The 15,667-nt window shown below is 68.4% G+C and carries 7 protein-coding genes; 1 reads left to right on the top strand and 6 read right to left on the bottom strand.

Going from position 1 to position 15,667, the window contains the following annotated elements; all coding sequences use genetic code 11:
- Positions 1 to 273: 273 nt before the first annotated feature.
- The 5 genes from ACGFU7_RS45350 to ACGFU7_RS45370 form a co-directional block, all read right to left on the bottom strand.
- Positions 274 to 1,062, bottom strand: coding sequence for a class II glutamine amidotransferase (locus ACGFU7_RS45350; RefSeq protein WP_393704405.1), 789 nt, complete (start codon positions 1,060 to 1,062; stop codon positions 274 to 276).
- 109 nt (positions 1,063 to 1,171) lie between these two features.
- Positions 1,172 to 2,137, bottom strand: coding sequence for an amino acid ABC transporter permease (locus tag ACGFU7_RS45355; RefSeq protein WP_393704407.1), 966 nt, complete (start codon positions 2,135 to 2,137; stop codon positions 1,172 to 1,174).
- The gene (locus tag ACGFU7_RS45360; protein WP_393704408.1) at positions 2,134 to 2,781 is read right to left on the bottom strand and encodes an amino acid ABC transporter permease; all 648 of its coding nucleotides are present in this window, start codon (positions 2,779 to 2,781) and stop codon (positions 2,134 to 2,136) included. Before ACGFU7_RS45360 ends, ACGFU7_RS45355 begins: the two co-directional genes overlap by 4 nt.
- 6 nt (positions 2,782 to 2,787) lie before the next feature.
- Positions 2,788 to 3,777, bottom strand: coding sequence for a glutamate ABC transporter substrate-binding protein (locus ACGFU7_RS45365; RefSeq protein ID WP_393704409.1), 990 nt, complete (start codon positions 3,775 to 3,777; stop codon positions 2,788 to 2,790).
- A 72-nt stretch (positions 3,778 to 3,849) separates the two neighbouring features.
- Positions 3,850 to 4,569, bottom strand: a complete 720-nt coding sequence (locus ACGFU7_RS45370) for an amino acid ABC transporter ATP-binding protein (RefSeq protein WP_393704413.1) — start codon at positions 4,567 to 4,569, stop codon at positions 3,850 to 3,852.
- A 233-nt stretch (positions 4,570 to 4,802) separates the two neighbouring features.
- On the opposite strand from ACGFU7_RS45370, the gene ACGFU7_RS45375 reads away from it, so the two are divergent.
- Positions 4,803 to 5,726, top strand: coding sequence for a LysR family transcriptional regulator (locus ACGFU7_RS45375; protein WP_393704410.1), 924 nt, complete (start codon positions 4,803 to 4,805; stop codon positions 5,724 to 5,726).
- A 519-nt stretch (positions 5,727 to 6,245) separates the two neighbouring features.
- On the opposite strand, the gene ACGFU7_RS45380 is transcribed toward ACGFU7_RS45375, so the two are convergent.
- Positions 6,246 to 15,425, bottom strand: a complete 9,180-nt coding sequence (locus ACGFU7_RS45380) for a hypothetical protein (protein WP_393704412.1) — start codon at positions 15,423 to 15,425, stop codon at positions 6,246 to 6,248.
- Between the last annotated feature and the right edge of the window lie 242 nt (positions 15,426 to 15,667).

A 15,667-nucleotide genomic window follows, 5' to 3' on the forward strand; every position in this document is an offset into this window, starting at 1 on the left:
TGCTCTCCCAGGCCCCTTACCGCACAACGGACATGACGCCACGTCACTCACGAGACCGGCGAACCGGACCAATCCCAATCACGCAATGCCCCTGCCCTATCACCGGCTACGAAAATCTTGTAAGAGCCATCTTTAGGACAGTACCGGCCTCGGTGAACACCATCGCAAAGATCACGTCTGAGCTCGGCCTGGTCGCCCGCAGGGTCCGCAGACGGCGGAGTCCGGCCCGGCCAGGTCGGCGGCCGGCCCGTCCGGACTCGGGACACCAGCGACTCAGCCGTGGATCCTGACGGCTCCTCCGCCCCGAGGGACTTCCAGGACATGCCCTGACGGGATCGGCTCCCAGCCTTCCGTCTGGGTCCAGCCGGTGGAAGCCACGACGACCTTGAAGTCGTCCTGGCGGTAGCACAAGTCGAAGAAGTCCGGTCCCCGGCGCCCGATGACCTCCGAGTGCGGGTCGTGCTCGGCGTACACGAACAGGGAGGAAGGCGTGAGCAGGGCGCAGTTCAGACTGGCGTATCCGGCCGCCCGCGACTTCACGTCCGCCGCAGTCTGGATGAGCGCCTTGACCGGATCCATGCCGTCGTCCAAGCAGCGTCGGACGGCGAGGAACAACCTCTCACTGTCGGTACGCCCCTTCGCCGTAACCAGCAGGTCCGTGCCGATCGTCCCGTCCAGGCAGTTCGACGGTGTGAAGTCGCCGTTGTGGACGAACGCCGCCCTCCTGTCTCCGAAAGGGTGCGTGTTCGCCGATATCACGGGGAAGTTCTGGCTCGCCATGCGCAGATGCAGCACGGCCGCGTCGGTGACGCAGCTGTCCAGCACCGGCCCCAGGTTTGGGCTGGCATCGGCGCGGAACGGTTCTTTGATCATGTGGACCTCGTCTGCGCCGGCGGTGGCCGATCCCTCCTTCCCGCCGTCCCCTTCACCGGTTGCGTGGAACGCGAGCCCCCAGCCGTCGCCGTGCTCGCAGGCCAGCGAGAGGAAGGGGCCGAGTTCCTCGGCGAGAAGGGTGCTGACGGGGGCGGCGTCCTGGGCGACAACACCGATGAAACGGCACACGGATGGTTACCTCGTTCTCTGGGGAGGCTGGAAGAGCGCATGGGAGTGCCTCCCCGCGGGAGATGTGGAGGCATGGCGATCCCACGGGGAGGACAGCAAGGAGTGGGGCTCAGGACCTGCGTGAGTCCTGGGCGCCCGACGTGCCGCTGGTCCGGCGTTCCAGTCGGCCGGCGGCGGTCGCCAGGGCGACGTTGACGACGATGAAGACGAAGGCGACGACGAGGAAGCTCTGGATGATCGAGTGGTTGAGCTCACCCAGAACCCTTGCCGCGTTGAGGAGTTCGAGGAAGCTGACAACGTATCCGAGCGTACTGTCCTTCAGGAGGCGGACGACCTGGCTCACGAGGGCCGGGGATGTCTGCCTGATCGTCTGGGGTAGGACGACCAGGCGCATGGTGGGCCAGTAGTCCAGTCCGAGGGCGAATCCCGCCTCGGTCTGGCCACGCGGCAGGGCACGCACCCCGGCCCGGAAGATTTCGGCGAACACGGCCGCGTTCGTGATGACGATCGGCCAGACGAGCTGCCAGAACAGGGGAATCCTGATGCCTGCGCTGGGCAGGACCAACAGGAAGGCGTAGATCAGGAGAAGCAGGGGAACCGCGCGCATGAACTCGACGTAGAGGCCCGCGGGCCAGCGCAGCAGCCGGCTCCTGGACAGGCGGGCCAGGGCGAGCAGGGTGCCGAGGGGTAGCGCGATGCTTCCGCTGACCAGGGTGACCTGGGCGGTGGCCCAGAGCCCGGTCAGCAGGTAGCGGACCACGGGCCATTGGACGAACGGGCTCCATTTCTCCGCGTCCAGTTGGCCCTTCAGCGCGAACTGGCACAGCGCGGCCCCGACCAGGACGGCGATGACCAGCAGGGACACGGCCGTCACGATGGTGATGCGGCGGCGGCCGCGGGGACCGGGCACGTCGAACAGCGAGATGTCGTCGTCCGCGCGGTCCAGCAAGGCGGTCAGCGAGCGGAGCGGGGTTCGGGTGCGGCGCCGGGCCGCCTTGTTGCCTCCCGTGGTCCACGTGTGCCTTTGAGTGGACGCGTCCTGTGGAACGGTCAGCTCCTTCAGGGACGATGTCATCGTGTAATCACCAGCCTGCGTTCGAGGAGCGCTGCCAGCCGTCCGACTCCGAACGTGAAGAGGGCGTAGCATCCGGCCGCCGCGGCGAAGGTGATCAGCGGCTCGGCGTACTGCTGGTCGAGCAGCTGAGTCTGGCCGGTGAGCTCTTGCGTGACGCCGACGGCCGCGGCGAGGGAGGAGTTGAGCATGACCGCGATCAGCAGCGAGGCCAGCGGTTGGATGATGGAGCGCAGCGCCTGAGGAAGCACGATCAGCCGCAGGATCTTGCTGAAGGTGAGACCGAGCGCCCGGGCCGCCTCGAACTGTCCGGCGGGGACAGCCCGGGCACCGCTCCTGAGGGTCTCGCAGAAGAACGCCGCCCAGTAGACGCTCATGGCAGTCACCACGGTCCAGTACAGCGAGTAGACGACTCCGATCTCCGGGAGGCCGAAGACGAACAGTGTCAGCAGGACGAGCAGCGGCACGCTGCGCACCGCAGACACGCAGAGCCTGCTGGCCAGCCTCAGCGGCTCGACCGGACTCAGTCGGCAGACGGCCAGGACGAGGCCGAGCAAGCCGCCGATGGCACACGTCCACGCCGTGAGCTCCAGGGAAACGAGGAAGCCGCGTGCGAAGACGTCCAGGTGGGAGGTGATGACGCCCATGGCGGGTCAGTCGATCGAAGGCGGCAGCGGGGCCTGACCGGGCACCTGGGTTCCGATGGTGTTCTTCCAGACCGTCTCCCACGTGCCGTCGGCCTCGATCTGCCGAAGCCAGTCGTTGACGAACCTCTTGAAGTCGGGCTTGTCGAGGGGCAGCCCGATGCCGTAGGGCTCGTTGCTGAGCATCGAGCGCAGAACCTTGACGTCAGGATTGGTGGCGGCGTTGCCCGCGAGGACGCCCTGGTCCAGGACATAGGCGTCAGCGCGACCCTGACGCAGGGCCTGAAGGCATTCTGTGTTGGTTTCAAACAACTGGAACTTGGCGTTCGGGACCATGTCCTTGACCACGGTCCCAGCGGTGGAGCCGGACTCGGTGACTACCGTCTTTCCGGCAAGGTCTTTCAGGCCGGCGATGTCACTGGTCTTCTTGACCTGGATACCCAGTCCGTCCACGTAGTACGGGCCGGCGAAGTCGACTTCTTTGGAGCGCTCGTCGGTGATGGTGTAGGTGGCGAAGACGGTGTCGACAGAGTGGTTCTTCAGCAGGGCTTCGCGGGTGGTGGCTGTGACGTTGACGAGCTCGGTCTCCGGTTTTCCGATGATGTACTTGGCGAGCAGCCGGGACAGCGCCGCGTCGAAGCCCTCGACCTTTTCGCTGCTGGGGTCGAACAGGGAGAAGAGGGCGGCTGTTCGTGTTCCGCCTACGATCAGTTTGCCCCGCTTCTTGATCTCGGCGGCCGTGGAGCCCTTCGGTATCTGGGCGTCTGTCGCGGGCTGGTAGTCGGCGATGGTCCGATCGATGACCGCGGATCCCTCGAGGGCGGCTTTGGCGCCGGCGGCCTGCCCCGGCTTGCCGGGCACCTCGGCGGTGGAGGCGGAACCGCCGGAGCAGGCCGAGGTGAGGACAGCTGTGGCGAGCAGAACGAGCGCGACGGCAGTGTTACGCCTTCTGACGCGGGTCCTGGTGTCGGCGGCACGGGGCCTGGACCTGTCGCTCATGGTTTCTCCATCTGGGACTCAAGGGGGTAGTGCCGGATCGAAAGCGCCCTGGAGGCCTTCGGGCGCGCGGGATCAGTGCGACAGAATCTTGGAGAGGAAGTCGACGGCCCGTTCGTGCTCGGGCTGGGCGAAGAACCGATCGGGCGGAGCGGCCTCCAGGATCCTGCCGTCGTCCATGAAGACAACGCGGTCGGCAGCCTGTTGGGCAAAGCCCATCTCGTGGGTGACGACGATCATAGTCATACCCTCAGCGGCCAGCTCGACGAGGACGGCCAGCACTTCCTGGATCATCTCCGGGTCGAGCGCCGAGGTCGGTTCGTCGAACAGGAGGACCTGCGGATCCATCGCCAGTGCCCGGGCGATGGCGACGCGCTGCTGCTGGCCACCTGAGAGCTGAGCCGGATGGGAGCCGGCCTTGTCGGCGAGTCCCACACGATCGAGGAGCCGGTGAGCGCGTGCGCGCGCCTCGCTCTTGGGCGTGCGACGGACGTGGACGGGCGCCAGCATGATGTTCTCCAGCGCGCTGAGGTGTGGAAACAGATTGAACGACTGGAAGACCATGCCGGCTTCCGCACGCAGCCTGGCCAGTTCACTCCCCTCAGAGGGCAGGGGAACCCCGCCCAAGGTGATGGTGCCGGAGCTGATGGTCTCCAGCCGGTTGACACAGCGGCAGAGGGTGGACTTGCCCGACCCCGACGGCCCGATGATCACGACAACCTCGCCAGACGCGACGTCGAGGTCGATGCCGCGCAGGACCTCGATTTCGCCGTAGTGCTTGGTGACGTTCCGCATCTGGACGAGAGGGGTGACGTCAGAACCGGGGTACTGCCCTGGAGTGGCTGACTGCTGTTCACGGGGGACGGTTGTGGATGTCACGCGGAGCTCCTGTGGGGGGCGTGGCCGGATCTGGCCCCTGCAACGTGGCCAGAGCGGTCGCGAGGACTGCTGATATTTGACCGAATCAAGTTGCTTACGTCCAACGAGGGTTCTTTCTCCATCCCATCAAATTCCTTTATGATTTATGGGTGCTGGACATACATCAATTGCGGGTCCTGTCCGAAGTGGCACGCACCGGTTCATACACGGCCGCGGCCCAGGCACTCGGGTATACGCAGCCGGCGGTCAGCTATCAGATGCGGCGGCTGCAGCAGGCGGTGGGTGCGCCGTTGGTGGCGCGTACGGGGCGCGGGTTCCGGCTGACGGAGGCCGGCGAGACTCTCATCCGGCACGCGGACGCCGTCTTCGCGGTGCTGCGGGCAGCCGATCAGGAGATCTCGTCGGTCGTGGCACGCGGAGGCGGCCTGGTCAGACTGGTCGCCTTCCAGAGCAGCTGCGTCACGCTCCTACCCCAGATGGTCGCGCAGCTGCGGAAGTCGCACCCCGCGATACGGGTCACGGTCACCCAGGCCGAGCCGGCCGAGGCACGCGCCTTGATCAGCTCCGGTGAGGCAGACCTCGGGTTGCTGTGCAACTGGGGGAACGAAGGCCTGCCCGAGGGCGAGTTCGCCATGACTCGCCTGGAGTTGATGACCGACCGCCGCTGCGTCGTCATGCGCAGGGACGACCCGATGGCGGACCACACCACGGTGGACCTGGCGGACCTCACCGACCGGCACTGGGTACTGGAGAGCTTCCGGGACCGTTTCCTCGCGGCATGCACGAACCTTGGGTTCCAGCCGGACATCGCGGCGACCATCGACGACGTACTGGCCCTTCAGGCACTCGTCGCGTCCGGTCTCGGCATCAGCTCGACGAGCGAACTCGCGCTCCTGGCACACCTACGACCCGGCCTGGTCATTCGGCCGCTGAGCAACTGGCCCTTGCGCCATATGTATGCGCTGCTGTGGCCGGACATGGCCGAAGTGCCCGCGGTGGCAACCGTGCTGCGTCAGATACAGGTCACGGCCCGGCAGATGCAGACAGCGTTGAGCAAGGATTCCGGCGGATGACTTGGGACGCGTCGCCCCGCACGCCGGCGTCGAAGACATCGTGAAGACGCTCACGGCGAGTTCTCCAGGGTCCTCGGCTCTCCTTGATCCACCCTCCCGATACCGGTGAGCACTTCCAGTACGAAGTCGCTGGTCCAGCTTCCGCCGACACGATCCGGCAGCACCGTGCCGCAAGCCTCCAAGGTCCTCGATACGGTCCGCACCCGCGGCCATGCCGCCCACGATGCTGGTGACCATGGCGTCCGCCGCAGCCCCCGCACCGTTCCTCGCTCCGGTCGGCTTCACCTTCGCAGCCACCAGTCGCGACAGGCCGCACCGCTCGGCCAGCCGCATCACCGGTGCCAGCCCGGCATGCGCGATCAGATTCGGGTCATCGGACACAGCGGAGACCGCTGCCGGCGTGTGGGTAACTTGCATCCACGAGGTGCCTTGCTGATTGTGCGTGCTGGAAGCGTCAGAACTCCCATCATCGCAGGTCAGCAGGCACCTCTTCTTGATTGCTCATCCACAGGACACGAGTCACTCGGTGGATCGGGGCTCAGCCACGGTGGACCGGGGATGCAGCGTCGGCATCAGGTCTTCAGAGAAGCAGTCGCGCACGGCCGGACCGGGCTCAGCAGGTGGCGGGGGAGGTGGCTGCGGCGCACCGGTTTTGACCTGGACCGGCACCCACAGCGGGTTGATCCGTACGTCGCCCCGGTCGTCCTTCTCCGCCTGCTTGACGCGCTCGGGAGCCACCGCCTCGCCGAAGGTGAGCAGGTCACGCGGTTCCGCATCGCTGGCGTCGTAGTGGTTCGTACCGTTGTAGTGGACCTCGATCCGCCGGTCGGCATAGTCCGGTCCCACATGAGTGCGGTGCTGGGCGCCGCCCGCCGCGTCCGGCTGCGCGACATCCACCCGCACGTCGAACGCGTGGGCCAGGAGCGGCAGGAAAACCTCGCCGACCGGTGTCATCCAGTGGCCCCGCCAGTCCTCGACGGCGGCCAGCACGGCCCGGGTCTCGTCCGCGTCCAGCGGCGCGATGCTCTGCGGGTACGCGGTGGTGAGGAGGCGGCTCAGTTCGGCGTCGTCGAGATCGCTGACCGTCCTGAGCAGCCCGTGATCCCGCAGGTGGGTGAAAGCCTCGCGGGGTGACAGGCCGGCCGCCGCCTCCCGCGCGGCCGTGGCCGCTGCCTGCGGAACCATACCGACCAGGACGAATTCCTCCGTACGCGCCACGATGTAACGGGCCCGCACCTCGTCGGTGCCGAAGAACTCCAGCGTCTCGCGGTCGACGTCATGGTGATCGAGGTGTTGGAGAAGCTCTTTCCTGCCCGGACGATCGATCCGGGCGGCGGACTCGTCCGCCGTCGTCAACCGGAGTTGCCCGACAATCTGGGCGGGCAGTCGGCTGCCGGCCGCCGTGACGTAGTCCCTCGCGGCAGCGCGCATCGCCCCGGCCACGTCCGACATCACTGCCGAGGGCCGTTCGGCCGTCGCCTGCCACCGCACTTGCGTCCGCACTCCCTCGGGGTTCGCAAGCCAGTTGTACGCGGCAGGGTTCGTCGTGCTCAGGCCCGGGAGGCGGCTACGGACATGCTCGGGGTCGCTCGCCATGAACGCGAAGAGCAGGCATTCGCCAGTGCCCGGCACCTGCACCGGTCCACCACGGGCGGCCGGTCCCGGTGGCGGACCGGACGGAGGCGGAGCCATCGTGCTCTTCGGTGCTGTCCCCCCGGAGGAATGCCCCGCCGGCGGCGGGGTGGCGCCGGTGTGCACCGGGAGCGCCACCTGGTAGTGACGGTCGCTCAGGAGCAGGACGACACGGGGGCGTGCGCCCTGCTGCGCTCCGACTGTGAAGTCCTGGAAGCGTCCGGCGTCCCCGACGACGGTGACCTCCACGCCGAACGTCCGCGCGGCGAGCAGGGGCAGCAGGTCCGCGGCGGAGTGGTTCCACCCGGTCTCCGCGGCGGCGGCGCCCGGCCGCCGGATCTGAGCGGCCGCCAGTGCGGCCCTGGCCGCACTGGCGGGGGTCACGGAATGCGGCATCGGACCGCCCAGCGCGTCGAACTCGCGGCGGCCCTGAGTGCCGGGTGCGAGACCCGCGTGCTCCGCGCCCACCGCGGTGATCTCATCGACGGTGAAGGTGTCCCTCTCGTCCGCGGTGACGTGTTCGAGCAGGTCCACGTTGGCCGGGTCGGTCAGACTGCCCGTCAGTAGCTCGCGCAGCCGGGCGACCGCGGTCGGCGGATCCGCGAGGTCGATGCCCTTTTCCGTGAGCAGCTTCGGATCGGTCCTGGCCAGCCCCTGGGCGAGCGCGTGATAGAAGGCGTCACCGTCCCTCGGCACGTCGTGGACGGCGTATTTCTCCTGCGCGGGGGAGGGGGAGGTGAGGAGCGTTCCGGTGTCGGTCGTGGTCACCGTGTACGCCGCCGGAGCGGGGGCCGGGGTCTTCGGCGCGGTGACCGGTTTGGGTGGCGCCTGGTGGGTGACCTCCGGCGGCTCGATGCGGCCGTCCAGCTGCCGTCGGCCCCCCTCCGTGGCCGCGAGCTGATGCCATCGGGTGAGCTGGTCGGTGGCGGCGCGCGCCCGGTGGTACTCCGTCGCGGCGTTCTCCGCGGTCTCCCTGAGCGCATCCAGCTGGGTGCGCCGCGCCTCGAAGGCGGCGAGTGCCTCGTCCCGTCGGCCGGTGGCTTCCGCAAGCTGCCGTACCGCCGCCTCATGCTGCTCCCGCCGGCCGTCGTGGGCGGGTTCGCTGTCGTGAGGTGTCCGCAGATCCGGGTCCGCCCGTGCACTGTCCACCTCCTGGCGCGCCGTGTCCAGGGCCTCGCGCAGATCGATGGCCGTCCTGCGTTTCTTCCAGTACGCCTTGTCCGCGTCGACGAATGCCTTGGATGCGCTGTTGACGGCGTCCCAGGCCTTGCTGACGCGCGGGGGGAAGTTGGTGTCGCTGATCAGCCCGAGCTGCCTGGCGATGTCATCACGCATCCAGGCGAGCGTGTACGCGTCGGACCTGGCCGTTTTCAGCCCCGGCCTGATATGGCCGAAGGTGCCCCTGACCCACTTCCCGATCCGGGTGTCCTTGATGCCCCGCTGCACGTCGGCCACGCTGAGCCAGGCGGTGGGGATCGCGAAGAGGAACGCCCGGCCCGTCTTCGGCTTCACATTGAGGGAAGCCAGGTTCTCGGCGGCGGCGAGGGTGGAGTGGCTCTCGCCGGCGTAGGGGCCGGTGGTGGAGGCCCCCAGCTGGCTGAAGCCCGTCTCGGGAGAACTGACGGCGACTCCGCCGCCCAGCGCCGAATCCTGGCCGCTCTCCTGATTCACCGACGTGCTCGCGCCCCCACTGACGCGGCTCAGCACCTCCATCTTCTGGCCGTCGGCGACGGTGAGCAGCCGCGCGCCGCTGAAGTCGGGCTTGGCGTAAAGGTCCAGTTGCGCCGACTCGGTATCGATCAGGTTCTTCTCGGTCAGGCCCGGAATCCCGTACCCGCCGGGAAGCAGCGCCCGATGGAAGAACACGGACAGGGTCGCGTTGCTCGAACCGTCCTCCAGCGCCTGCGCGGACCCGGTGCCCAGACGCGTCAGCCCGGTGTCCTTGGCCCGTTCGAGAGCGCCGGGTCCGCCGGGTCTGACGGGCTGTGTGAGGGAGAAGCCGACGTCGTAGGACAGGGCGATGGCGTAGTGGTTGGCCGCCTGGATCTCGTCCTGTCCCACGATTCTGCGCACGTCGAATCCATGCGGGGGAAAGACGAACGGTCGCGGCTCTCCGTCGCCGTGCCGGGTGTGGGGGTGCAGTACGTACGCCGCGTCGTCCGCGGTGCCCGCGCGGGGCGCCGCGAGACCGGTGAGTACGGGCGCCTCCAGGAGGGCCGCACCGCCGGTGACCGCGTCCTGGTCGGGTGTCATCAAGGAGAGCGGGATGTGCTCGACCAGCGTGCCGACGTCGCCTTCTTCGCTGACCGTCCGCTTGCCCCTGAACTGATCGCGTTTCGCGACCGCCTGTTCCCGCAGTGTCCGTCTCGTGCCGGGCGCACGTTGACCGCCGTCCTGGGCGGGGGCGTCGTCCACCTCCAGCGTGATCCGCAGACGGTAGGGCGTGGCGATCTCCGCGTACGGCTCGGTGGATCCCAGGCGGAAGATCTTGAGAGTGGAGGCGGAGGTGTTCGACGAGACCGCACGCCGGTCGGTGTCGGTGGCGGTGTAGGTGGGCCCGGAGGCCACGGCTGTCGGGTTCCCGGTGCTCACTCCCTCGGTGACGACTATTCCGAAGTCGGTTCCCCTGCTGGAGTCCGAACTCTCCTGCACTGTCTCGACGGCGCGCCGGTTCTGCTCCATCTCCACGCTGTGGTCCAGCATCTGGAAGGTGGATTCGCCGGGTATCAGCTCAACCCGTACCCGGCCGTACCGGCTGCCGATCCGTAGCGTGTGCCAGCCCCAACGGCCGGTGCTCACGGGTACCGAGGAGCCGCTGCCGGACATCTCTTTGTTGAGAGAGCGCAGGACGCGGGACGTGACCAGCGTGCGAACCCGCTCGCTGCCCGCGTCATCGAGGCCGAGCCCCCGTACTCTCCGGTCGAAGGCACTCAACACGGCGGTCGTGTCGAGATGGTTGACGGGGTACGTACCGAAGGAGTTCCCTCTCAGCCACGGCTGTGGCGACCAGGTCTGCCGGGTGTAGCGGGGGATATCCCCCATCCCGTCGTCGATCAGGCCGATCCGATGGGCGCTCTTCTCCGGCACATGCGCCAGCCATCCACCGGGCACCGACGTCATCTCTCCCGCCGCTCCCGCGAGCCACCGCGGTACGAACGGTTTGCCCACGGCGGCGGTCCCCAGCAGGCTCGACGCCAGTGCCAGCCAGTGCTCGACCGTCCCGGAGACCAGGATCTGGTGGGTGAATCCCTTCCGGTTCATGTCGGCGACGACGGTCCTGGTGACGGTGGAACTCTTCGAGTTCGCCGTGGACCAAGGGCTGGCGACGATGGCGTAGTTACCTAGGACTCCGGGGCCGACGGCATGCGACTTGGCGTAAGTCAGCTGCCCGCCGAAGGAGATGGTGCTGGTCCTGACGGTTTTTCCGGACGCCTGATGGGTGCCCCCGAGGATGTTCTCGGCGTCCATCGGCACCGGTTTGGTGAGTACGGTGATGCCGTCGACCACTGTTAGATGCCGGAACGTCGCCCACAGGTTCGAGTAAGGGCCTTTGCCCATCAGGCCACTGGCGCTCCAGCCCAGCGCCCCGGAGGTCTGGTCGAAGTTGGCCGTCAGATACTGCGGCTTGAAGGCGCGCAGCACGGCTTCCCTGGTGGGTGTTCCTTCCTCCGTCAGCTGCCACGCACCCCCCGACGCCCGCTCCAGGACGGCGCTCAGGCTCGACAGAAGACTGGGGGGAGCCACCACGCTCACGGTGGAGAAAGGGTGGTTCTGAAGGTCCCTGAACAGCTGCGAACCACGCGTGGGCCCAAGGCCCCGTGATTCGACGGCGCCCGGCTTCTCGGCGTCCTGCCCGGCGTGAGTGTCCGCCCCCACGAGGTCGTCGGTACGGATGAGACTCCCTGGCCGTGACAGGTCCCCGAGCGCCAGCGCCCGGGCCCGGTTCGAAGTCAACTGCTCCGGCACGAGCGGGTCGCGCAGGGTGACATAGGGGTTGAGCGCACCGGGCTGGTGCGGATCCACGGCGGGCGCGTGCTTGTCCGGGATGCTGATCAGCACCTGGCCGGTCACCGGGCCGCCGCCCACCGGTTTCCTGTGCTGGTCCAGACCGATGAGCACGTCCTGCCGCTGGCTGATGACGAACGGCTGCGTCGCCGGCAGACCGAGGGTGGCAACCCCTCGCAACAGGCCACGGACCCGCCAGTAACCGCCCCGGGTCACGGTGAGCGAAAGGTCGTAGCGGTGGAGGTGAGCCGGTCCGATGCTCAGCGACATGTGCTCGTTGGTGGCGGTCGAGCCGAATCCGGTCTCCGCGTCGGTCTGCCGCCCCGCCCGCAGCCCCACCGACAGGATGCCTGCGTTGTTCGGGACACCGATGTCGCCGCCCGCCGGATCACGGAACGCGGCCTGAGCGTCGATGCCTGCCTCCGCGACGCGCCTCGCGCTCTTCTGCGCGTCGATCCGTTCGACGCCGACGGGGCTGTAGCGCAGCTTGAGGTCGTCCTGGGTGCCCTCGAAACGCCGGCCGGTGAGGTCGCCGTGAAGCCAGATGTAGCGGTGTCCCCGGCCGATCGCGCCCAGCTCGGTCAGCCGGATCCTGATACCGGTGGTCGCCAGCGCCTCCAGATTTCCCGCCATGTTCCGGTGATTGAGGGCATTGAGGATTTCGAGGGTGTTGGCAAGCGCCGTCCGGTATGCCGTGACGTCACTCCACTGTGTCGTCCGGGAGCGGTCGATTGCCTGCGGGTCGTCCGGTTCGAGCAGCGACCTGGCCCGGTCGAGCAAACCCCTGCGCACCGGCGGGGCAAGCTGGTCGAGCGGAGCGACCAGCCCCGGATACGCGGCGGAGACGGCCGCGATCACCCGGTCGGCGAAGGTGTCGAGCAGCGTACGCCCAAAGCCGTCGGCCGCGTCCTGGGTGCGGCTGCCGTCGTCGAACGAGAACTCCTCCACGCGGTGCATGCCCAGGGTGGGCGGATGGTCCCGGATCAGGTACGCGGGGGCGAACGGCTCGAGCCCCCCGTTGTCCAGCCGAAGTCTCGTGCCGTCGTCCCAGCCAGCCAGCCTCCGCGCCTCGGTGCGGGTCATCCGGTCCACACTCCAGGTGTGGAACTGCTCCGGGGGGCCACCGCTGCCGGTCCGCTGAACATAGACGGTCTTCTTGATCAGATAGAGCCCGGTGAGATCGCCCTTCACCCACCCGGACGACTTGATCGCTCCTGTGCCGCCGAGGGCGGCGGAGCGCGTCACGCTGAAGACGTACCGGAAATAGGCGCCGATCTGGAACCGGAGGTTGAGCCCACCGGCCCCGTCCGTACCCTCCGGATCGAAGAGGTTGAACGCTGGTCCCGCGACGCCGTCGATGCCCAGCGAGGTGCCCTTCGCCAGGCTCCGGCCGTTGCGGACCAGCGAGGTGTTGATGTCACGCATCTCGGCGTTGGGCGTCTCGGTGATCAGTGTCGCCCGGGTGGCCACCACATTCACGACGAACGCGCCCAGCGGTGACATCTGCTTGTCGTCGGCGAACAGCGGCACAGTGGTGACCCTGCCGTGCGACATCGTCCGGGAGAGCCGCTGAAAGCTACTGGTGGAGAAGAACGCGTCCAGTTCGCGGTAGGCAGCGCTGCCCGGGCGCGTGCCGATCTGTCCGGCCGCCCAGTCGCGGATGGCCCGCACCGGGCCGAAGCCCTCCGTGCGGACGAAACGGAACGCCGATCGCCCGTCGAGCTGGATCGACCGGGGAATACGGCCCGGGTCCACCACCTTCGTCACGCTGTCCGGCAGACGTACGGTCAGGCCGTCGTGCATGGCGAAGCCGAAACGGGCGGGGGCGGCCCGGACCGTGGTGGTTGCGGATGTGGTGCTCAGGGGTGTGGTGGTTATGGGCGTGGTGGTTATGGGCGGGGCGGGCTCGGGCGTCTCCATCACCTGCCCGTCCGCGCCTGTCACGCGCACGTCGTAGTAGACGTCGTCCAGATGCACATGCGAGCCGTCGAGCGTTCGCGTCTCCATCTGGTTCGTGCCCTGGTCGGTCTGCGCATAGCCCACCCTATTGGTGAAGGTGAACCGCAGGTTCAGACGCCCGAAGCCGCTGAACGCCGCACTGCTCACAGGGCCGAGTGGGCCGTTCAGACCGACCTGGGTGACGGACTGCACGTTCTTGCTCTGTCCGGCGGCGCCGACTGCCCGGTGCATGGTGTCGACCTTGGTCGGATCCCCGTAGGCGTCGGCGAAGCGCCCCCAGTTGCCGTAATGGCGGGCCGTGATCACGAGAGTCAGTGTTGTGCCGTCAGCGGTGCTGTAGACGAACGACTGCCCCTCACCCGTCACACTGTTGGGTTCCAGCGTGAACGCCCGCGTTACGTCGGCCATCAGCCCGATGTCGTTCGGGCCGCCGGGCTTCGGCTTCGCCGGCGTGACGAGCGGCCTGTCCGTCAGCCACTCGTCGATCTCTCGCACGATGTCCTCGACACCGCGCAGGGCGAGATCGCTCTGCCCGAAACTGGCAGGGCTCCTGAGCAGTTCGCCCAGCAGATCCTGCGGCATGTCAGGCAGCAGCGACTGGACGTCGTCGATGTATGCAGGCATACGGCTGCCGTCCGGGAATGTGGTCGGCATGCGGCGTGCCCCCGAGGGCGCGGGGTAATCCCTGTCGAGGCGGGGAGGGTGGGTGCGGTCGAGGGTGGTGTTGATCCAGGTGGTGATCCACTCCTTCGCCTTCGCCGCCGGCTTGCCGGGTGCCTTCACCAACGCCGACGCCGGCTCGGGAGGGAGTACGGGAGCGGTGACGGGAGCCGGCTCGGGGGCCGTGACGGGGCCGGGGCCGGGAGCGGGTACGGTGCTCTCCGGTTCGACCGGGGGCGCAGTCGGCGGGGTGGGCTGCACGGGCGCGTGCGGTTCCGCGCCGAACGACCTGCTGACCGTGGCCAGGGGCACGATCCGGCCGCTGCCGGCCGGGGCGGGCGTGGTGTCGGTGAGGTCGCCGATGTGTGCTGCGAGGAGGTGGAGGTGACGGTCGCGCAAGCCTCCATTGATGAGTCCGGGGGGTGGATCGAGGGCGTATTCCCCGAGCAGGCTGCCTTCGATGGTGGGGCGGTGGGGCGCGGTGTCGTCGGGTGACTCGTCGCGTAGTCCGAGTTGGTGGGCTATCTCGTGCGCGTAGTCGATGGGATCGGCGTCCGCCCACCAAACGGAGCGGGTCATAGGCTGGTCGCGGCCGACGAACCGTACGGTGAGGCCGCCGGGATGCGGGTCCCGATCGGTCGGCACCACGGTCACATGCAACCGGTCGCCGTCCGGCAGCCGGTGATCCGGGGTGTTGAGGAACTCCTCCACGCCACTGAGAACCTTGTCCCAGACGCCTGAGGGCATGTGCTCCCGGCCTTCGAGGGCGATCTTGACCGTCAGATCGGTGAACCGTTCCCCCTCGTACTCGAAGCGGCGCACATCGAACTTCGACCGCACCACATACTGCGTGGTGTGCCCCGGCCGCTCGGGGTCCGGAGGCCTGGAGACCGGGTCGACCCAGGTGTGTGAGCGAATGACCGGCTCCGCTACGGCCCAGGCAGCGTTCCAGCCGGGGGAGCCGGGCCGGGCCGGGGTGGGCTGCTGCTCCCGCGCGTCAGTGAGGGCGGCCCCGCTCCCGGTCTCCGTGTGCAAGGGGGCGGTGGGCGTCAGCTCGACGGCGGGCAGCTCGTCATGGGTGACGAGCTGCCCGCCGTCCTGCTGGGAACGCTCGTGGCCCTGTCTTTCGCCGTCCCCGGTGCGCGGGGTTTCAGCGGTGTCGGTGTCGGTGTCGGGGCCGGCTGTGGGGCGGACACCGGTGTCCAGATGGGCGCGGGCGGCGGCGTCACGCCGCTGGACCGCGTCGGCGAGCCGCCGGTCCGCCGTACCCTGCGTGGCCTGCCCGCCGTGCGGGCCCTGTTGGCCCTGCGCGGCCTGTACTGCCGCGTGGACCTGTGCCTGTGCCGCGGTGAACTCCGCGATCCGCTGGTCCTGCTCGTTGACCGTGGCATCCGGCTCGCTGTCCGGACGCCGCCCCGCCCCGGACGTGCCCTGGTCCCGCACGTCCTCGTCGAAGCGGTCGGAACCGCCGGTGTTGCCGCCCCGTACAGAACCTCCGGTGGCATTCGCCGCGTTCTCCGAACGCTCCCCGGTTCCGTTCTCGGGCCCGAAGCCCGAGGTGGAGGTGGGCAGCGGCCTCGGAGCCCCCAGCCCCAGCCCCTGCCCCCGATCCCGATCCCGATCCCGGCCCTCGCCATGGCTCGGGTTCTGGTTCTGGGTTGGGTTCTGGCCGGTGTTGAACTGCT

It is taken from the genome of Streptomyces sp. NPDC048473, assembly GCF_043200155.1.
Taxonomy (GTDB): Bacteria; Actinomycetota; Actinomycetes; order Streptomycetales; family Streptomycetaceae; genus Streptomyces.